We start from the raw sequence: 19,467 nt of genomic DNA, 5'->3' as shown, positions 1-19,467 counted from the left end.
GCGAGGGTGGTGCACATGCCGACGCCCGACGGTCCCCCCTCGCCCTGGCGCGAACCGGAGCACGACGACCTCGCCGACCTGGCCCGCGCCTTCTTCACCAAGGAGGTGCTGCCGCACACCGACCGCCTGCTGGCACAGGGCCACCCGGACCGCGAGCACTACCGCCGCGCCGGCGAGCTGGGGCTGTTGGGCCTGTCCGTCCCGGAGGAGTACGGCGGCGGGGGCGGCGGGTTCACCCACGAGGCCGTGCTGCTGCACGAGCAGGCGTACACCGGGGAGAGCAGCCTCGGGTTGGCCGTCCACAGTGGCATCGTCACCGGCTACCTGGTCGCGTACGGCAGCGAGGAACAGAAGCGGCGGTGGCTGCCCGGCCTGTGCAGCGGTGAGCTGGTCGGCGCGATCGCGATGACCGAGCCGGACGGCGGTTCCGATCTCCAGGCGATGCGCACCCGGGCGGTCCGCGACGGAGACGACTACCTGATCACCGGCGCGAAGACGTTCATCACCAACGGCGGCCTGGCCGACCTGGTCATCGTGGCCGTGAAGACCGATCCCGAGCAGCGGGCGGCCGGAGTCTCGCTGCTGGTGTGCGAGGTGGGCGGCGATCCGGAGGGCTTCCGTCGGGGCCGACTGCTGTCCAAGATCGGGCTGCACGCCAACGACACCGCCGAGCTGTTCTTCGACGGGTTCCGGGTGCCGGCGGCCAACCTGCTCGGCGACGCCGAGGGGCTGGGCTTCGTCCAGCTCATGCAGCAGCTCCCCCAGGAACGGCTGGTCATCGGCGTCGGCGCGGTCGCGGCCATGGAACGGGCGGTCGAGCTGACCGTCGCGTACGCCAAGCAGCGCACCGCCTTCGGCAAGCCACTGATGGGCCACCAGAACACCCGGATGGTGCTCGCCGAGTGCGCCACGCGTACCCGGGTCAGCCGGGTCTTCCTGGACGACTGCATCGTCCGGCACGCGCGCGGCGACCTGGACGTGGCGACCGCGGCGATGGCGAAGTCCTGGCTCACCGACGGGCAGTGCGAGGTCATCGACCGCTGTCTCCAGATCTTCGGCGGCTACGGCTACACGACGGAGTACCCGATCGCCCGGATGTACGCCGACGCCCGCGTCCAGAAGATCTACGGCGGCACCAACGAGATCATGAAGGAGCTGATCGCCCGTGCCCTCTGAGGCGTACGTCTATGACGCGGTCCGCACCCCGCGCGGACGCGGCCGGGACACCGGCGCGCTGCACGGCGTCAAGCCGATCTCGCTGGTCGTCGGCCTGATCGACGCGTTGCGCGAGCGCAACCCCGGCCTGGACGTCGGTCGGCTGGAGGACCTGCTGCTCGGCATCGTCACCCCGGTCGGGGAGCAGGGCGGCGATCTGGCGCGGGCCGCCGCGTTGCTGGCCGGGTTGCCCGACGTGGTGGGCGGGGTGCAGCTCAACCGGTTCTGCGCCTCCGGGCTGGAGGCGGTCAACTCCGCCGCCGCGCGGATCCGCTCCGGCTGGGAGCACCTGCTGCTCGCCGGCGGGGTGGAGTCGATGTCCCGGGTGCCGATGGGCTCCGACGGCGCGGCCTGGGCCACCGACCCGCAGACCGCGCTCGCCACGTCGTTCGTGCCGCAGGGCGTCAGCGCCGACCTGATCGCCACCCTGGAGGGGTTCACCCGCGACGACGTGGACGGCTACGCGCTGCGGTCGCAGGAGCGGGCCGCCAAGGCGTGGGCCGGCGGGCACTTCGCCCGCTCGGTGGTGCCGGTCCGCGACGGCAACGGGTTGGACATCCTCACCGTCGACGAGCATCCCCGCCCGGAGACCACCCGGGAGGCGCTGGCCCGGCTCACCCCGTCGTTCGCCACGATCGGCGAGGCGGCCGGTTTCGACGCGGTCGCGTTGCAGAAGTTCCACTGGCTGGAGGCCATCGAGCACGTCCACCACGCCGGCAACTCGTCCGGCATCGTGGACGGCGCCGCGCTGGTGCTGATCGGCTCGGAGCAGGTCGGGCAGGACCTCGGCCTCACCCCGCGCGCGAGGATCGCCGGCGCGGCGGTCACCGGCGCCGACCCGACGCTGATGCTCACCGGCCCGATCCCGGCCACCCACAAGGCGCTCGCCGTCGCCGGGCTGACAGTCGACGACATCGACCTGTTCGAGATCAACGAGGCGTTCGCGGCCGTGGTGCTCAAGTACGTCCGCGACCTGGGCCTCGACCCCGACCGGGTGAACGTCAACGGCGGCGCGATCGCGCTCGGGCACCCGCTGGGCGCCACCGGAGCCATGTTGCTCGGCACGGCGTTGGACGAGTTGGAGCGCCGCGACCTACGCCGTGCCCTCGTGACCCTCTGCATCGGCGGCGGCATGGGCGTCGCCACCGTTCTCGAGCGCTGCTGACCCGGGGGAAAGACACATGACCACCACCATCCGGTACGACCGCGCCGCCGACGGCATCGTCACGCTCACCCTGGACGACCCCGAGCAGTCCGCCAACACCATGAACCGGGCGTACGCCGCCTCGATGAGCGCCGCGCTGGACCGGCTGGAGGCGGAGCGCGATCTCGTCGGCGTGATCGTGACCAGCGCGAAGTCCACGTTCTTCGCCGGCGGTGACCTGCCCGAGATGATCCGGGCCACCCGCGCCGACGCGCCCGCCCTCGCCGAACTGCTCGGCACCATCAAACGGGACCTGCGGCGACTGGAGACGCTGGGCCGACCGGTGGTCGCCGCAATCAACGGCTCCGCGCTCGGCGGTGGCCTGGAGATCGCGCTCGCCTGCCACCACCGGATCGCGCTGGACGCGCCGGACAGCCGGCTCGGGCTGCCCGAGGTGACCCTGGGTCTGCTGCCCGGGGCCGGCGGCGTCACCCGGACGGTACGAATGCTCGGCCTGGCCGGTGCGCTGACCACGGTGCTGCTCACCGGTCGGCGGATGCGCCCCGCCGACGCCCTGGCCGCGGGCATCGTGGACGAGGTGGTCGCCACACCCACCGAAATGCTGGACCGCGCACGCGCCTGGATCGCGGCGAACCCGCAGCCGGCGCAGCCGTGGGACCGGCCGGACTACCGGATGCCCGGCGGCGCACCCGCCAGCCGCTCCCTGGCCACCCAGTTGCCAGCCTTCCCGGCCACCCTGCGCAAGCAGCTCAAGGGTGCCCGGCTGCCCGCACCCGAGGCGATCCTGGCGACCGCCGTCGAGGGCGCACAGGTCGACCTGGACACCGCCCTGACGGTGGAGACCCGGCACCTGATCGGCCTGCTCACCGGGCAGGTCGCCAAGAACATGATCGGCGCCTTCTTCTTCGACCTGAAGGCCGTCAACGGTGGCGCCGCCCGACCGTCCGGCGTGGACGCCCCGCCGGTGCGCCGGGTGGCCGTGCTCGGCGCCGGCATGATGGGCGCGGGCATCGCGTACGCCTGCGCCAGCGCCGGCCTGGACGTCGTGGTCCGGGACGTCACGCCGGAGGCCGCCGGCCGTGCCCGGGAGCACGCCGAACGGCTGCTCGCCCGCAGGGTGCGCAAGGGCCGCGCCACGGAGGCGGACGCCCGTGCCGTACTGGACCGGATCACCACCACCGACCAGGTGGACGCCCTCGCCGGCTGCGACGCGGTCATCGAGGCGGTCTTCGAGGACCCCGCGCTGAAGCAGGCCGTCTTCGCCGAGGTGCTGCCGGTGTTGGCACCCGACGCGTTGCTCGCGTCCAACACCTCCACCCTGCCGATCACCGGGCTGGCCGAGGGAGTGGACCGCCCGAGCGACTTCATCGGCATGCACTTCTTCTCCCCGGTGGACCGGATGCCACTACTGGAGATCGTGGTCGGCCAGCGGACCAGCGACACGGCCCTGGCGCGGGCGTTCGACCTGGGCCGGCGGATCGGCAAGACCCCGATCGTGGTCAACGACGGCCGGGGCTTCTTCACCAGCCGGGTGATCGGCCGGTTCCTCGACGAGGCGGTCGGCATGGTCGCCGAGGGTGTCCCCGCCGCGTCGGTGGAGCAGGCCGCGTTGCAGGCCGGCTACCCGACCGGGCCGCTGGCACTTGCCGACGAGGTCAGCCTCACCCTGATCCAGCGGATCCGCCGCCAGTTCGAGGCGGCCAGCGAGGAGTACCTGCCGCTGCCCGCGCACCGGCTCGTCGACGAGTTGGTCGACGCGTACGACCGGCCGGGGCGAGCGATCGGTCGCGGCTTCTACTCCTACGACGACGGCACCCGGGGCCGGCTGTGGACCGGCCTCGCCGACCTGGTCACCGACGCCGGCCGGGCGGTGCCGTTCACCGACCTCCAGGAGCGGATGCTGTTCGCCGAGGCACTGGACGCGCTGCGCTGCCTCGACGAGGGGGTGCTGCGCACCGAGACCGATGCCAACATCGGCTCGATCTTCGGCATCGGCTTCCCCGCGTGGACCGGAGGGGTGATCCGCTACGTCCGGCAGTACGCGGGCGGCCCGGCCGGGTTCGCGACCCGTGCCGCCGAACTGGCCGACAGGTACGGCGACCGGTTCACACCCCCCGCCGACCTGGTCGACAGGCTCGCCGCCCGTCCCGCCGAACCGGCTGGCGTCGCATGACGGCCTCCTGGCCGAGCCCCGGCAGACCGGGTGCGGCCAGCGACCCAGACACCGCACGGGGCGACGACCCGGGCGCCACACGGCACGACGACCCGGGCGCCACGCCGGGCGGTTCGACGCGCGGCGGGCCGCTGGCCGGGGTGCGGGTGGTCGAGTTGGCGAGCCTCGCGCCGGCCCCGTTCGGCTGCATGGTGCTCGCCGACCTCGGGGCGGACGTGGTGCGGGTGGACCGGCCGGGTGCCCCGGGCGCGGGGCGGCTGGCCGCGCCGACCGACGGGCCGTTGCAGCGCGGCCGACGGGTGACCGCACTGGACCTGAAGTCCCCGGCCGGGGTGGCCGACCTGCTGCGCCTCGTCGAACGGGCCGACGTGCTGGTCGAGGCGTACCGGCCGGGGGTCGCCGAGCGGCTCGGCTTCGGCCCGGAGGTGTGCCAGGGGCGAAACCCCGGGCTGGTGTACGCGCGGATGACCGGCTGGGGCCAGGACGGCCCGCTGGCGTCCCGGGCCGGGCACGACATCGACTACATCGCGGTGGCGGGGGCGTTGGAGCCGCTGGGTCGGACCGGCGAGCGCCCGTACGCGCCGATGAACCTGCTCGCCGACTTCGGCGGGGGCGGCATGCTGCTCGCCGTCGGCGTGTTGGCGGCGCTGCTGGAACGGGAACGCTCGGGTGTCGGCCAGGTGGTCGACGCGGCGATGGTCGACGGGTCGGCGCTGCTCACGTCGTTCCTGCACGGGCTGCTCGGCAGTGGCCGGTGGGCCGCGCCGCGCGGGCGCAACATGTTCGACGGCGGTGCGCCGTTCTACGACACGTACGCCACCGCCGACGGCGGATTCATGGCCGTCGGCGCGATGGAACCGGCCTTCTACGACGTACTCCTCACCGGCCTCGACCTGGCCGACGACCCGGACCTGCCGGCGCAGTACGACCCGAGCGGCTGGGATGAGCTGCGCCGGCGCTTCACCGAACGGTTCGCCGAGCGGACCCGGGACGAGTGGACGGCGGTCTTCACCGACCTGGACGCCTGCGTCGCGCCGGTGCTCGCCCCCGGTGAGGCGCACCAACACCCGCACAACGCCGCGCGGGGCACCTTCGTCGAGGTCGGCGGCGAGATCCAACCGGCCCCGGCACCCCGCTTCGGTCGGACGCCGACCGACCGGCCAACCCCGGCACCGGACCCGGAGCAGGACCGCCTACCGGCAGCGGAGATTCTCGCCGACTGGCCGCGGCGCAACTGACCCGACGCGGTGGCTCAGGGGCGGTTGTCTCACCGACCCGGTCCGGTGGATCCTGTCGGTGTGCCGGCGGATCTTGGCGACGTGCACGCGACGCGTCGCCGTTTCCCGGAGAGCACCGCGTACCTCGACGCCAACGGGTGGATCGCGTCGAGCCCTGACCTCGGACGATGAGGGAGCCAACGAGCATGGACCTGTGGAAGAGCCACGTCAACGGAATCCTCTATGGAGTGCAGTTCGACCAGGTGCTCGACGACGCGGTGGTGACTCGGGTGGCCGACGGGGTCACCGCTGGGCTCTACCCGGGGGACCGCGCCGAGACACGGGAGGCGCTGGGTCAGGCGCTGCGCTGTCCGGGTCCGCTGAACGACCAGGCTGAGACGCGGCACAGTGAGGAAAGCATCCGTTCGTTCCTGCACCAGCTCTCCGCCGCCCTGACCCCGCCCTCACCTCGTTGATCAAGAGGTTTGCGTCAAGGAATCGCTCTCCTCTGACGCAAACCTCTTGATCAACAAGGCAGGAGGGTGAGCGGGGTGGGGGCGGCGGCGGGAGTGGTGGGGGCGGCGGGAGTGGTACCAGGTGGCGAAGAGGGCCGTCGCGAGCAGCAGCTCGGCCAGGTCACCGCCGTAGTACATGAGCTGGGCCGCGGAACGGAACGCCTCCGGATCCCGGTCGATGAGGCGTGGTGGGAGGGTTTCGGCCTGGGCGTACAGGTACTTGGCCAGTACGGCGTGTCCGGCTGCCGCACCCAGGAGCGCGCCGACCCGTACCGCCAGGCCCGGTCGGCGCGGCGCCGGGTCCGGCCCGGCCAGGGACCAGGCGAAGAGATAACCGGCGGCCAGGTAGTGCAGGTGTACGGCGTGATGCAGCGCGGGCTGACGCTCGGCCGCCGCGTACAGCGGGGTGAGCAGCACCAGCGCCAGCCCACCCGTGCTGAGCAGCGCGGCGGTGACCGGGTGCGCGATCAGGTGCAGCGGGCGGGCGCGCAGCAACCGGCCCACCGCCCGGCGTACCGGTGGCGGCGCGACCCGCAACAGCAGGGTGACCGGGGCGCCGAGCACCAGCCCGAGCGGGGCCAGCATGCCGAGCAGCAGATGCTGCGCCAGGTGCCCGCGCGGACCGCCGGGAAGCTGGGCCAACGGCCCGACGGCGACCGCCAGCATTCCGCACCCGACCAGCCAGGCGGCGGTCCGGCGATGATCCCAACCCCGGGGGTCGCGCGCGGCGGCCAGCAGATAGCCGCCGGTCAGCAGCGCGACCGGGAGCAGCGGCAGCCAGGACGACGCATCCGCCGCCTGCCCGCCGTGCGCGATCGGCGGAACGGACCAGGCGGGCGGAGCCGGCAGCGGCACCGTCATCGACGGCCGTCGCGCGACCGGGCACGCCAGATCAGCAGGGCGCCGGCCAGCAGCAGGGCCGCGCCGGCCACGTTCCACACCACGTCGTACGGCACGAGGTGCACCCCGTAACGGATCTGGTGCAGCCGGAGGACCTTGTGGTCGACCAGCCCGTCGAAGAGCTGGAACCCCCCGGCGCCGAGCAGGAGGCCACCCCAGGCGAGCCGGGCCGACAGGGCGTGTCGCCGGCGCAGGTCGGCGAACCAGAAGAACCCGCCGACCAGGGCGATCACCTCCGCCGCGTGCAGCAGCCCGTCGGAGAGCAGCGCCACCGACGGCGTCGACCTGTCGTAGAAGTGGTGCCAGGCCAGCAACTGATGGAAGACGATCTCGTCCACCGCGGCCATGATCGCGATGCCGATCAGGACGCCGGCGAGGATGGAGGCCCGCACGTCGACGGTGCGTGCCCTCGGCAGACTCGACTCGGCCACCACACACCTCGCATCCACCGGTCGTGGCAAAAATACCCCCAAACACAATGAATCCCGGCCACCAAAGCCGGCGTGGCGACACGCCCACCCCCAAGGTCAACACGAGATCGGCGAACTCGGCGGGTCCGACCGGGTGGGATGCCGCGCTATCAAGGACCCCGTGTTGATCAAGCGCAGGCGCGGCGGTCAAGGCCGCCGAACGGGCACGCCGGACGGTCAAGCCCGCCGAACGGGCACGCCGGGCGGGCAAGGCCGCCGAACGGGCACGCCGGGCGGGCAAGGCCGCCGGACGGGCGCCGCGCACGGCCGGCACCGCGCACGGCCGGCACCGCGCACGGCCGGCACCGCGCACGGCGGCAACATCCCCGTTTCGCGCCTTCGGGGCCTCGCGCGGCATGATCATGGAGCTGGGGCGGGTCGGGCAGCCTCGCCCGCAGCGGAACCCGAGAAGGAGGTGCCAGTGCCGGACGCGGACGAACTCGTCGCCAACGCGCTCGCGGCGGTGCGCGGCACCGACGTACGGAAGGCCGAACGGCAGCTGGACCAACTGATGGTCGGCACCGGCGCCGCGGACGGCACCACGGCGGTGGACGCGGCGTTGCTGCGCCGCCTGGTCCGTGGCCTGGCGCGGCTCTGGCCGCGCGGCTGGCAGCCCGTCGACGTGGACCGGATCACCGGGCGGCGGCTCGACGGCCGCGCGGCGCGACTGGTCCGGGACGCGATGGCCGTGCAGCGGCGCGAGCAGTCGGATCCGGTCCCGGCCTGGTTCGACGAGCAGTTGCGGGCGTTGGCCGCCGAGGTGCGGGCGGACGACGACCGGGTGTTGTCCGGCTGGTCCGCCCGGGAGGCGCTGGACCGGGTCGACGCGCTCCGTACGGCCGTGGACGTCCTCGCGCTGGTGGAGAGCCTGCCACCGATCGCGGTGCTGCGCCCGCCACCCGGGTCGAGCGGGGCGGCGACCGCCCGGTCGGCCGGTCCGGCGCGCAGCGGGTCGCCGATGCTGGACCGGGTCCGGGCGCTGCTGGCCAAGGCCGAGTCGACGACCTTCCCGGCCGAGGCGGAGGCGCTTACCGGTAAGGCGCAGGAGCTGATCGCCCGGCACAGCATCGACGAGGCGTTGCTGGCCGCCGGGGCGGAGCGCGGCGACGTGCCCGGCGGGGTACGCCTGAGCACCGACACCCCGTACGCGGGCGCGAAGGCACTGCTGGTGCAGGAGGTGGCGGCGGCGAACAGGTGCGAGGCGGTCTGGTCCGACGATCTCGGCTTCGCCACCGTGCTGGGCTGGCCGGCCGACCTGGTGGCGGTGGAGTTGCTCTACACCTCGCTGCTGGTCCAGGCCACCGCCGCCATGCTGCGCGGGCGGGTCGAGCGGCGGCAGGGGTCGGGGCGGCGGACAAAGGTCTGGGACGAGTCGTTCCTCAACGCGTTCGCGCTGCGGATCGGCGAACGGCTGCGCGCGGCCACCGAGGCGGCAACCGACGCGGCGGACCAGGCGGCGGCCGAGACGGCCGGGGCGGAGCGACTGTTGCCGGTGCTCGCCGCCCGGGGCGAGGCGGTCCGGGAGCGGCTGGACACGCTCTTTCCCGGCGTCACCCGCCACCGACTCAGCGTGCGCGACGCCGAGGGCTGGTCGTCGGGCACCTCGGCCGCCGACCGGGCGTCGCTGGACGTCGGCGGCGGGCGGAAGCCCCGCCAGGTGCCGGGCCGACCTGATCGGCGCTGAACCGCCCGGCGTGGGACCACCACCGGCGGCGATATCTGCGATTTTCTGCGCTACGCCGTAGGGAACGGATTGTCGGCTCCGACCCTCCGGTGAGTCGCGCCCCGACCGGGGTGCGACACGAGTCTGAGGAGCGTCGCCATGAAGTACATGCTGCTGATCTGGAACCGGCCCGGCTTCACCGAGGAGCTTTCCGAGCAGGACCGCACCGCCCTGTTCGGCGAGGTCGACGAGATCATGAAGGAGTTGACCGAGACCGGCGAGCTGATCGGCGGCCAGGCGCTGGCCAACCCGTCGCAGACGTTGACGGTTCGGGCCGTCGACGGCCGGGCCGAGGTCATCGACGGGCCGTTCATGGAGAGCAAGGAGCAGTTCGCCGGTTACCTGGCGGTCGACTGCGACAGCCCGCAACGGGCCGCCGAGATCGCCGCCCGCTGGCCGGACGTGCGCTTCGGCGGCGCCATGGAGGTTCGCCCGATCATGGACGAGTCCGGAGCGGAGATGTGACCGACGACCGGACGGTCGAGGATCTGCTGCGCACGGTCGCGCCGCAGGTCCTCGGCCTGCTGGTTCGCCGGCACGGCCAGTTCGACAGGTGCGAGGACGCGGTCCAGGAGGCGCTGCTCGCCGCCGCGACGCAGTGGCCCACGCAGGGCGTACCGGACAGTCCGCGCGCGTGGCTGCTCACCGTGGCCACCCGCCGGCTCACCGACGAGTGGCGCAGCGAGAACGCCCGCCGGGACCGCGAGCTGGCGGTGACGCTGCGCGAGCCGGCGTACGCCGGGGTGGCACCGGCGGCCGACGCGGAGCCCGCGGTGGCGGACGCCGACGACACCCTCACCCTGCTGTTTCTCTGTTGCCATCCGGCGCTGACCGGATCGGCGCAGGTGGCGCTCACCCTGCGCGCGGTCGGCGGCCTCAGCACCGCCCAGATCGCCCGGGCGCACCTGCTGCCGGAGGCGACGATGAGCCAACGGATCCGCCGGGCCAAGCAGCGGATCGAGGCCGCCGGAGCCCGGTTCACCATGCCCGGTCCGGCGGAACGGGACGAGCGGCTGCGCACGGTGCTCCGCGTGCTCTACCTGATCTTCAACGAGGGCTACACCGCGTCCAGTGGCCCGGATCTGCACCGGGCCGAGCTGACCGGCGAGGCGATCCGGCTGGCGCGCATCCTGCACGGACTGCTGCCCGACGACGGCGAGGTGAGCGGGCTGCTGGCGTTGATGCTGCTCACCGACGCGCACCGGGCGGCCCGGCTCGGCCCGGACGGGGAGTTGGTGCCGCTCGCCGAGCAGGACCGCACCCGGTGGGACGTCGCCGCCAGCACCGAGGGGATCGCGCTGATCACGGACGCGTTGACCTGGTCGCCACCCGGGCCGTACCAACTCCAGGCGGCGATCGCCGCGGTGCACGCCGAGGCCCGGACAGCGGCCGAGACGGACTGGCGGCAGATCGTCGCGCTCTACCGGCTGCTGGCCCGGATCGCGCCGAACCCGCTGGTCACCCTCAACCAGGCGGTGGCGGTGGCCATGGTGGACGGGCCCCGGGCCGGGCTGGCCCTGCTCACGGCCCTGGACGCCGACGAGCGCACCGCCGGGCACCACCGGCTCGCCGCCGTCCGGGCGCACCTGTTGGAGCTGGCCGGGGACGCCGGTGCGGCGCGGGAGGCGTACCTGGCGGCGGCCCGGGGCACCACGAGTCGGCCCGAGCAGCGGTACCTGGAGCTGAGGGCCGCCCGACTGGCGGGAGTGCGACGGCCGCCGGCCGCCGGGCAGGTCTGACCCCGGCGGCCGGCAGCGCGCGGTCACACGTCGGGGTCGACGGCCGGGCAGGTGGCGCCCCGGACCGGCACCACCTGGTGGATCAAATAGGCGTCGACGGCCCGCTCGACACACGGGCTGGTGGTGTAGCTGCCGTGCCCCCAGCCCGCGTAGGTGAGCAGCACGCCGTGCCTGCCCAACTGCCGCGCCACGTTCGTGGCCCAGTTGTACCCGCTGGCCGGGTCGTGCACGGTGGCGGCGATCAGCAACGGCACGTCGGTGCGCACCCGCAGCCGGTGCTGCGGATTGGCGATCGGCGTCGGGGTGCCGAGGCAGGTCGCGAGGGCGAACACCGCCGTCGGGTACCGCAGGTCGGGCGCGAGCCGGGCCACCCGGCGCAGGTGTTCGTCGTACTCCCGGTAGTCGCGGACCGGCAGGCTCCAGTCCTGGCAGAAGACCGCGAAGGGGTACGGCGCCACCGCGTCACCCGTCGACGGGGCGGCGCTTCGCACCGTGGCGGGGGCTTCCATCCCGTCCAGCCACTCGGCGAGCCCCGGCCAGCGCCAGGTGTCGTAGAACTCCCGGTGGGTGAGCCGGCTCAACTCGAACGGGGTCAGCACCACACCTGGCCGTTTCGGGTCGGTGAGCGTGCCGGCCTCGGCGCGGGCGCGCAGCCCCTCCCAGAGGGCCCGGAAGTCCCGCCCGTGCAGGGCGCAGGCGGCGGACCTGTCGCACCAGGCGACGAACTCGTCGAACGCGTCCTCCGAGGTGACGGCCTGGGTGTCCAGGAAGGCGCGGGTGCCGACGCTGTGGTCCACCGCGGCCTCCAGCACCATGGCCCGGACGCGGTGCGGGAACAGTTCGGCGTACTGCTCACCGAGCAGGGTGCCGTACGAGCTGCCGTGGAAGGTGAGCTGCCGCTCGCCGAGCGCGGCGCGGATCGCGTCCAGGTCGCGGGCGGCGCTGATCGTGTCCACGTGGTCGTAGAGCGGCCCGGTGCGCGCCCGGCAGTCGGCCCGCAGCAGCTCGTTGCCGGCCAGCGTGGCGTCGAACTGGGCCTGGTCGGCGATCAGTTGCGGCTGCTGGGCGAGCAGGGCCCGGGAGCAGACCACCGGGTTGCTGCCGCCGGTGCCGCGCGGGTCGAAGCTGACGATGTCGAACCGGCGGCGCAGGTCGGCGCTGAACCGGGAGCTGCCGTCGACCACCCGGTCGACGCCACTGTCGCCCGGCCCGCCGGGGCCGAAGACCAGCGTGCCCTCGCGGGTGGCCGGCTTGGCGACCCGGCGGGCCAGCGCGAGGTCGAAGCGCTCCCCCCGGGGCCGGTCCCAGTCGACCGGCAGTGACAGGGTGCCGCACTCGGCGGAGTCGTCGGCGGCACAGGGCTGCCAGTCGATCGTGGGCTGGGCGGCGGCCGGGCTCGCCGGGGTCAGGCCGGCTGCCGTGAGGGCCAGGGCGACCGCCCAGGCGACGGCGGATTTGCGGACGTGCGGCATGAGGTGCTGTCCTCTCCGTGAAGGAGCGTTGCCGGTGAAACTCGCCCACCGGGCGAGGTGATGCTGCTTCCACCCGGGCCGTCGAGTAGCCGCTCGACGGCCCGGGGCCTTCGTCAGCGGTCAGTCGACCTCGACCAGGACGCGTTCGACGGTTGTCATCCGGGTCTCCATCCCGGCGAGCCGGCCGTCCATCGCCGCGAGCAGCCGGGCGTTCTCCGCCTGGGCCTGAGCGGCCTGCTCGGCGAGCCTGCGGTAGTCGTCCGCGCGGGACGCCTCGTACCGGGCCCGCCGGGTCTTGGCGAGCTGCACGATGGTCACCGTGACCACGCTGACCAGGAAGGCGAAGATGCCGATCGCGCCGACCACCTCGGTCCAGTCGTGGTCGCTCATTCCGGTCATCGGTTCCCTCCTGGTTGCTCGACCGAGTCGGGCACGGTCAGCGTCTCGGCCGCCGCCGCGATGATCTCGGGGGTGAGGGTGAGCACGAACGGCTGCACCTCGTAGTAGTTCATGGCTTTCCCGTCCTCCGACAACTCCAGGCTCGCGGTGACCAGCCCGGCCGCCGCCAGCTTCCGTAGGTGGACCTGCAACAGCGCTCGGCTGATCCCCAGTTGCCGGGCCAGCCCGCTGACGTAGGCACGCTCGCGGGCCAGCGCGGCGATGATCCGCAGCCGGTGCGGGTTGGCCAACGAGGCCAGCACCCGTACCAGGTCGTCGCCGATCGGCGATGGAGCGCTGCTCACAACCGGCCCTCGCACATGCAAAGAGAAGTTAGCAGGTATGCCGACGCGGCGATACGGACCGAGGGCGGAATCAGGGGGTTCTCAGGGTCGCGGAACGGGGCCGGACACACACAGACACGCCGGGCCGGTGAGTGATCACCGGCCCGGCGTGCGGGTTACGTCGTACGTCAGCTCTTGAAGGCGTCCTTGATCTTCTCGCCGGCCTGCTTGAGCTTGGCCGTGGACTGGTCCGCGCGACCCTCGGCCTCGAGCTGCTCGTTATCGGTGGCGCGACCAGCGCCTTCCTTCAGCTTGCCGGTCGCGTCCTCGGTGGCGTTGTTGATCTTGTCGTCGAATCCCATTGCCAACCTCCATTGCAAGCGTCGCTGCTACAACACCACCAGTACCCCCACCGTCACCGGTCCAACCATTGCCGCCGTCACAGTCCGCGACCGACAGCGGCCGGGCGGAACCGGCGCAGCCGCAGGCTGTTCGCCACCACGAAGACCGAGGACAGCGCCATCGTTGCGCCGGCGATCATCGGGTTGAGCAGCCCGGCGGCCGCCAGCGGCAGGGCCGCCACGTTGTAACCGAACGCCCAGAACAGGTTGCCCCGGATGATGCCCAGCGTGCGGCGGGACAACCGGATGGCGTCGACGGCGGCGTCCAGGTCGCCCCGGACGAGGGTGAGGTCGGACGCCTCGATCGCCACGTCGGTGCCGGTGCCCATCGCCAACCCCAGGTCGGCCTGGGCCAGAGCCGGGGCGTCGTTGACCCCGTCACCGACCATCGCCACCGACCGCCCCTGCGCCTGCAGCCGCTTGACCACGTCGACCTTGCCGGCCGGCAGCACCTCGGCGATCACCTCGTCGATGCCCACCTCGGCGGCGATCGCGCGGGCCACCGTGGCGTTGTCCCCGGTCAGCAGGACCGGAGTGAGCCCCAGTGCCCGCAGCCGGGCCACCGCCGCCCGGCTGGTCGGCCGGACCACGTCGGCGACCGCGAGCACGCCCCGGGCGCGCCCGTCCCAGGCCGCGACGATCGCCGTACGGCCGGCGGCCTCCGCGTCGCGGACGGCCCACTCGACCTCCGGCGGTACGTCGATTTCCCGCTCCCGCAGCAGCCGGATCCGACCGATGAGCACGGTCCTTCCGTCGACGGTGCCGGTCACGCCCAGCCCTTCGAGGTTGCCGAAGCCCGTCACCGGGGGCAGCGATCCCTCCTCGGCGGCGCCCGCCGCGACCGCGCGGGCGATCGGATGTTCGGAGGCGGCCTCCACCGCACCGGCGAGCCGGAGCAGCTCGCCCCGATCCGCGCCACTCGTCGGGACCACGTCCACCAGGGTCATCCGGCCGGTCGTCACGGTGCCGGTCTTGTCCAGCACGACGGTGTCCACCCGGCGGGTCGACTCCAGCGCCTCCGGACCCTTGATCAGCACACCGAGTTGGGCGCCCCGACCGGTGCCGACCAGCAGCGCGGTCGGGGTGGCCAGGCCCAGCGCGCAGGGGCAGGCGATGATCAACACGGCGACGGCGGCGGTGAACGCGGCGGTCGGGCCGGCCCCGGTGCCGAGCCACCAGCCGAGCGTGCCCACGGCGAGGGTGATGACGATCGGTACGAAGACACCGGAGATCCGGTCCGCGAGGCGCTGCACGGCGGCCTTGCCGCTCTGCGCCTGCTCGACCAGGTCGGCCATGCGGGCGAGTTGGGTGTCCGCGCCGACCCGGGTGGCGCTGACGATCAGCCGTCCGCCCGCGTTGATGGTGGCGCCGACCACGCCGTCGCCGGGACCGACCTCGACCGGCACCGACTCACCGGTGAGCATGCTGGCGTCGACGGCGGAGGTGCCCTCGTCGACCACCCCGTCGGTGGCGATCTTCTCCCCGGGACGCACCACGAACCGGTCACCGACGGCGAGCCGGTCCACCGGGATCAGGGTCTCCACCCCGTCGCGCAGCACCGCCACCTCCTTGGCGCCGAGGTCGAGCAGGGCGCGCAGGGCCGCACCGGCGGTCCGCTTGGACCGGGCCTCGAAGTAGCGGCCGGCCAGGATGAACACCGTCACCCCGGCGGCCGCCTCCAGGTAGATGGTGCCGGCGCCGTCGGTGCGGGTGATGTCGAAGCGGAACGGGTGCGTCATCCCGGGCATGCCGGCGTCACCCAGGAAGAGCGCCCAGAGCGACCAGCCGAACGCGGCCAGGGTGCCGAGTGAGACAAGCGTGTCCATGGTGGCCGCGCCATGGCGCAGGTTGGTCCAGGCGGCCCGGTGGAACGGCAGCCCACCCCAGACCACCACCGGGGCCGCGAGGGTCAGCGACAGCCACTGCCAGTAGTCGAACTGCCAGGCGGGGACCATGGCCAGCAGGACCACCGGCACGCTGAGCGCCACCGAGACCCAGAGCCGGGTACGCGGGCCGCGCAGCGGATCCGCGGGCTCCTCGGCCGTCGGCGGGGCCGGCAGCGCGGCCGTGTACCCGGTCTTGCGCACGGTCTCGATCAGGTCGTCCGGCGTGACGCCGTCGGCGTACCGGACGGTGGCCTTCTCGGTGGCGTAGTTGACGGCGGCGCTCACGCCGTCCATCCGGTTGAGCTTCTTCTCGATCCGGGCGGCGCAGGCGGCGCAGGTCATCCCGCCGATCGCCAACTCGATCCGGTTGGGCGCCGCGGGCAGCGGTCTGCTGGTGGTGGTCATCGTGTGGTCCCGTCAGTTGTGCCCGTGTCCGGGGGTGCCGTGGTCGGCGCCCCCGCTCGGCGCGGGTCCGCTCGGGTTGGTGCCGGTCGGCGGGGTGTCGGTCGGCGGGGTGCCGGCGACGACGGTGAACTCGGCGGTGTGCACCGTCCCGCCGTGCTGGAAGTCGAGGTAGAGCCGGTAACTGCCGGCCGAGGGCACCTCGGCGAGGAAGCTGACGGCCGGGCCGGGCCGGGTCCGCCCGTCGCCCGGCGTCCCGTCCGGATGCACGTGCAGGTACGCGAGGTCACCCCGGCGCAGTGCCACCAGGTGCCCGTACGCGCCCAGGTAGGGCTCCAGGTCGGTGACCGGTCGACCGTCCCGGCTGACGGTGAACGTGAGCGGGGCGGTGCGGCCGGGCCGCGGCGAGCCGGTCAGGGCTACCGTGTAGCCGTCGACGGTGGTGCTGGTCGCCGGGGCGGGCAGCTGTCGTTCGGTCAGCTCACCGGGGACTGTCACGTCGACGCCGAGCGTCAGCGGCTCACCCCCGGTCGGGGCGAAGTCGGCGAACGCCCGCCACTGCCCGGGGCCGGCCAGCGGCGTGCCGACCCGCCAGGTGCCGTCCGGAGCCAGGTCGGGGTGCACGTGCCGGAAACCGGAGAGGTCCCGTCGGACCACGATCAGGTGCATCCTCTTGTCGTGCGCCACGTCGTACCGGGTCACCGGTTGGCCGTCCGGACCGGTGATCCGGAAGGCGAACTCGTCGGCCGGGGCGTCGACCGGGTCGAGGGTGTAGCCGCGGTCGGAGACGAGCAGCCCACCGGGAATCCGGTCGGCCGGGTCGCCACCCTCTCCGGTCGCCGGGACGGCGTCACTGTCGTGCCGGCTCTCGGTGCCCCCGTCGTGCCGGCTCTCGGCGACCGGGGCGCGGTCGGCCACCCGGCCGATGCCGTACGCCGCTCCGAAGATCGCCGCGAGGCCGACAGCGAATCCGACAAGTCTCGTCCCGGTACGCATGTCGGCCCCTCCGCTCACGCGTCGACGAGGTCGTAGCCGGCCTCGTCGACAGCGGCCCGGACGACCTGAACGTCCAGCGGCTGCTCGCTGCTCACGGTGACCTGCCCGGTCGCGAGGTCGACCTGGACGTCGCGGACTCCCGCGATGGCGCCGACCTCGGCGCTCACCGCGCTGACGCAGTGCCCACAGGTCATTCCCTGCACCTGGAACGTCGTGTTGACCATCGGATCGTCTCCTTCGCCGTACCGGTACCCGGTGGGGGTATCACCACCGGACTGCACCGTACCATACCCCCCAGGGGTAGGCTATCCTGGTCGGCATGAGCGCACCCACTCCGATCCGCGGGTACACCGCCAGCAAGGACCAGCTGCTCGCGCGCCTCCGCCGAGTCGAGGGTCAGGTCCGCGGCATCGAGAAGATGGTCGACGACGACCGTTACTGCATCGACGTGCTCACCCAGATCTCCGCGATCCAGGCCGCCCTGGACAAGGTGGCGCTGGGGCTGCTCGACGGGCACGCCCGGCACTGCATGCACGAGGGGGCCGCCGAGGGTCGGGCCGACGAGATGGCCACCGAGATGATGGCGGCGGTCGGCCGGCTGATGAAGCGCGGTTGACGACACGCCCGCGGGTGCCGGCACCCGCGGGCGCGAGGTCCGGGCAACCGGGGCCGGGCACTGACCGTCCGTGATCGCGTGGTCGTCGGTCCGCGATCCGCCGCGCCTCGCGCCGCCTTTCGGCGAGGACACTGAACCGCGCGGCGCGCTGACACGTATCCCGCACCGGATCGTTGGGAGTCTCGACTTGGGTTCCGACCATGCCCGTCCCGCTCCGTCCGCCCCGCCCCGGGTGCGACGGATCCTCGTCATGACCGTGGTGCCCCTCTTCGTCGCCACCGTGGTCGCCGCGGCGCTGCTCTGGCCGCGCGGAGGAGAACCGCAGACCGACGGCGGAGCGGACGTGCCGCGCTACGCCGGCACGGTGACGCGGGTGGTGACCGAGCCGTGCCCGCCGCTGCCGGAGAGCCCCGAGGGCACACCCAGAGTCGGCACCGGGCCGTGCGGCACTGTCGACGTCCGCGTGGACGAGGGACCCGCCGCCGGCCAGCAGGTGCAGACACCGGTGCCCGACGGGCCGGGCGCGCCACGTGTCGACGTCGGCGACGAGATCATCCTGGTCGAGTTGACCGATCCGACCGATCCCACGGTCAGCAACTGGAACATCGCCGAGCATCAGCGCGGCACCCCGCTGGTGTGGCTGGCGGTGGTCTTCGCCGCCGCGATCGTCGCGTTCGGCCGGTGGCGGGGGTTGGCCGCGCTCGCCGGGTTGGCGGCCAGCTTCGCCATCCTGCTCACCTTCGTGCTGCCGGGCATCGGCGCCGGCCGGTCACCGCTCCTGGTGGCGGTGGTCGGTGCCGCCCTGATCATGTTCGTGGTGCTCTATCTGACCCACGGCGTCACCGCGCAGACCTCGGTCGCGGTGCTCGGCACCCTGGGCAGCCTGGTGCTGACCGGCGCGCTCGCCACCGTCGCCACCGCGGCGACCCACCTCACCGGCTTCGGCAGTGAGGACGCCACGACACTGTCGATGTTCCAGGGTGACGTGGACCTGCACGGCCTGCTGCTCGCCGGGATCATCATCGGTTCGCTCGGGGTGCTCGACGACGTGACGGTCACCCAGGCGGCCACCGTCACCGAGCTGTCGAACGCCAATCCCGGGCTGACCCGCTTGCAGCTGTACCGCGCGGCGACCCGCGTCGGCCGGGCGCACATCGCCTCCACTGTCAACACCATCGTGCTGGCGTACGCGGGCGCGTCGCTGCCCCTGCTGCTCCTGCTCACCGCCGACGCGCGGCCGATCGGGCAGTTGCTCACCAGCGAGTTCCTCGCGCAGGAGATCGTCCGCAGCGCGGTCGCCACCCTCGGGCTGATCGCCGCCGTGCCACTGACCACCGGGCTGGCCGCGATCGTGACCGCCGCCGGGCGCACCGAGACCACGCCGCCCGCCGAGGTCGCTCGGCCGCGCCCCCAGGCCGACCGGGCGGAGGCGCTGGCCGCCCTCAGCTCACCGCGCACCTCTCGACCCGACGAGCCGGACCAGACGCGGACCCCGCCCCCATCCACCGCCACCGACGGGTGGCCGGAGTCGAACAGGAGCACGGATACGGCATGGTGACACTCCTCAGCGTGACCAGATCGGGCCTCCCCCCTGAGAACCGCGTCACTGGTCACCCAACGCTATGGCGAAATGACACTTTTGGTCGGCATCCAGGCGTAGCTCACCCAGTCGACTCTCGGGTAACCTCGCTGCCGGTTACCGATGAAGGCGCGAAGCGGCGCCTGCGGTGCCACCGCCCAATCGCCAACCGGCGAGCCGGGGACCCAGGTGTGTGGGGTGAATCCGCGTCAGCGGTAGGGGCCACTTCCGCCCCGAACCCGTCAGCTAACCCGGTCGGCGGTCGACGGAAGGGAA

General features: G+C 73.3%; 19 protein-coding genes and 1 riboswitch. Of the genes, 10 read left to right on the top strand and 9 right to left on the bottom strand.

What is annotated here, in order from left to right; all coding sequences use genetic code 11:
* The first annotated feature begins 15 nt into the window (after positions 1–15).
* From AB0C01_RS22315 to AB0C01_RS22295, 5 genes are all read left to right on the top strand, one after another.
* Positions 16–1,176 carry an acyl-CoA dehydrogenase family protein gene (locus tag AB0C01_RS22315; RefSeq protein WP_357240707.1) on the top strand — a complete coding sequence of 387 codons (1,161 nt, stop codon included), beginning with the start codon at positions 16–18 and terminating at the stop codon, positions 1,174–1,176.
* A complete protein-coding gene (locus AB0C01_RS22310) occupies positions 1,166–2,380 on the top strand; it encodes an acetyl-CoA C-acetyltransferase (RefSeq protein WP_357572001.1) in 1,215 nt (404 codons plus the stop codon). Before AB0C01_RS22315 ends, AB0C01_RS22310 begins: the two co-directional genes overlap by 11 nt.
* A gap of 16 nt (positions 2,381–2,396) precedes the next feature.
* Entirely contained in the window at positions 2,397–4,553 is a 2,157-nt protein-coding gene (locus AB0C01_RS22305) for a 3-hydroxyacyl-CoA dehydrogenase NAD-binding domain-containing protein (protein ID WP_357572000.1), read from the top strand.
* Positions 4,550–5,791 carry a CaiB/BaiF CoA-transferase family protein gene (locus tag AB0C01_RS22300; RefSeq protein ID WP_357240698.1) on the top strand — a complete coding sequence of 414 codons (1,242 nt, stop codon included), beginning with the start codon at positions 4,550–4,552 and terminating at the stop codon, positions 5,789–5,791. Before AB0C01_RS22305 ends, AB0C01_RS22300 begins: the two co-directional genes overlap by 4 nt.
* 185 nt (positions 5,792–5,976) lie before the next feature.
* Positions 5,977–6,246: a hypothetical protein gene (locus tag AB0C01_RS22295; protein ID WP_357240695.1), complete on the top strand. Its 270-nt coding sequence runs from the start codon at positions 5,977–5,979 to the stop codon at positions 6,244–6,246.
* Here the strand turns inward: AB0C01_RS22295 and AB0C01_RS22290 are convergent, their stop codons facing one another.
* A complete protein-coding gene (locus tag AB0C01_RS22290) occupies positions 6,247–7,146 on the bottom strand; it encodes a cytochrome c oxidase assembly protein (protein WP_357571999.1) in 900 nt (299 codons plus the stop codon).
* Positions 7,143–7,616 (bottom strand): DUF2243 domain-containing protein, encoded by a 474-nt coding sequence (locus AB0C01_RS22285; RefSeq protein ID WP_357571998.1) that lies wholly within the window; start codon positions 7,614–7,616, stop codon positions 7,143–7,145. The genes AB0C01_RS22290 and AB0C01_RS22285 overlap by 4 nt, the downstream gene beginning before the upstream one ends.
* 460 nt (positions 7,617–8,076) lie before the next feature.
* Between AB0C01_RS22285 and AB0C01_RS22280 the strand changes: the two genes are divergently transcribed.
* The 3 genes from AB0C01_RS22280 (at position 8,077) to AB0C01_RS22270 (ending at position 11,117) form a co-directional block, all read left to right on the top strand.
* Positions 8,077–9,339 (top strand): DUF2786 domain-containing protein, encoded by a 1,263-nt coding sequence (locus AB0C01_RS22280; RefSeq protein WP_357252020.1) that lies wholly within the window; start codon positions 8,077–8,079, stop codon positions 9,337–9,339.
* A 138-nt stretch (positions 9,340–9,477) separates the two neighbouring features.
* The gene (locus AB0C01_RS22275) at positions 9,478–9,843 is read left to right on the top strand and encodes a YciI family protein (protein WP_357252017.1); all 366 of its coding nucleotides are present in this window, start codon (positions 9,478–9,480) and stop codon (positions 9,841–9,843) included.
* Positions 9,840–11,117, top strand: coding sequence for a DUF6596 domain-containing protein (locus AB0C01_RS22270; RefSeq protein ID WP_357571997.1), 1,278 nt, complete (start codon positions 9,840–9,842; stop codon positions 11,115–11,117). The genes AB0C01_RS22275 and AB0C01_RS22270 overlap by 4 nt, the downstream gene beginning before the upstream one ends.
* Positions 11,118–11,140: 23 nt before the next feature.
* Here AB0C01_RS22270 and AB0C01_RS22265 read toward each other — a convergent pair whose 3' ends face one another.
* The 7 genes from AB0C01_RS22265 to AB0C01_RS22235 all read right to left on the bottom strand — a co-directional run bounded on the left by AB0C01_RS22265 (position 11,141) and on the right by AB0C01_RS22235 (position 17,220).
* A complete protein-coding gene (locus AB0C01_RS22265; protein WP_357571996.1) occupies positions 11,141–12,589 on the bottom strand; it encodes an alpha/beta hydrolase in 1,449 nt (482 codons plus the stop codon).
* Positions 12,590–12,709: 120 nt separating this feature from the next.
* Positions 12,710–12,988, bottom strand: coding sequence for a hypothetical protein (locus AB0C01_RS22260; protein ID WP_357571995.1), 279 nt, complete (start codon positions 12,986–12,988; stop codon positions 12,710–12,712).
* Entirely contained in the window at positions 12,985–13,332 is a 348-nt protein-coding gene (locus tag AB0C01_RS22255) for an ArsR family transcriptional regulator (protein ID WP_357252006.1), read from the bottom strand. The genes AB0C01_RS22260 and AB0C01_RS22255 overlap by 4 nt, the downstream gene beginning before the upstream one ends.
* A 167-nt stretch (positions 13,333–13,499) precedes the next feature.
* Positions 13,500–13,673, bottom strand: a complete 174-nt coding sequence (locus AB0C01_RS22250; RefSeq protein ID WP_036410891.1) for a CsbD family protein — start codon at positions 13,671–13,673, stop codon at positions 13,500–13,502.
* Between the two features lie 77 nt (positions 13,674–13,750).
* Positions 13,751–16,003: a heavy metal translocating P-type ATPase gene (locus AB0C01_RS22245; RefSeq protein ID WP_357252003.1), complete on the bottom strand. Its 2,253-nt coding sequence runs from the start codon at positions 16,001–16,003 to the stop codon at positions 13,751–13,753.
* Between the two features lie 12 nt (positions 16,004–16,015).
* A complete protein-coding gene (locus tag AB0C01_RS22240) occupies positions 16,016–16,996 on the bottom strand; it encodes a hypothetical protein (RefSeq protein ID WP_357571994.1) in 981 nt (326 codons plus the stop codon).
* Positions 16,997–17,010: 14 nt separating this feature from the next.
* Entirely contained in the window at positions 17,011–17,220 is a 210-nt protein-coding gene (locus tag AB0C01_RS22235; protein ID WP_355027246.1) for a copper ion binding protein, read from the bottom strand.
* A 95-nt stretch (positions 17,221–17,315) separates the two neighbouring features.
* On the opposite strand from AB0C01_RS22235, the gene AB0C01_RS22230 reads away from it, so the two are divergent.
* A complete protein-coding gene (locus tag AB0C01_RS22230; RefSeq protein ID WP_355027247.1) occupies positions 17,316–17,612 on the top strand; it encodes a metal-sensitive transcriptional regulator in 297 nt (98 codons plus the stop codon).
* Between the two features lie 187 nt (positions 17,613–17,799).
* The gene (locus AB0C01_RS22225) at positions 17,800–19,170 is read left to right on the top strand and encodes a YibE/F family protein (protein WP_357571993.1); all 1,371 of its coding nucleotides are present in this window, start codon (positions 17,800–17,802) and stop codon (positions 19,168–19,170) included.
* Positions 19,171–19,336: 166 nt separating this feature from the next.
* Positions 19,337–19,467: riboswitch (cyclic di-AMP (ydaO/yuaA leader) on the top strand.

This window comes from Micromonospora sp. NPDC048905, assembly GCF_040649655.1.
Taxonomy (GTDB): domain Bacteria; phylum Actinomycetota; class Actinomycetes; order Mycobacteriales; family Micromonosporaceae; genus Micromonospora.
Note: the sequence above shows the minus strand (reverse complement) of the source record. Positions and strands in the feature narration are given on the sequence as shown.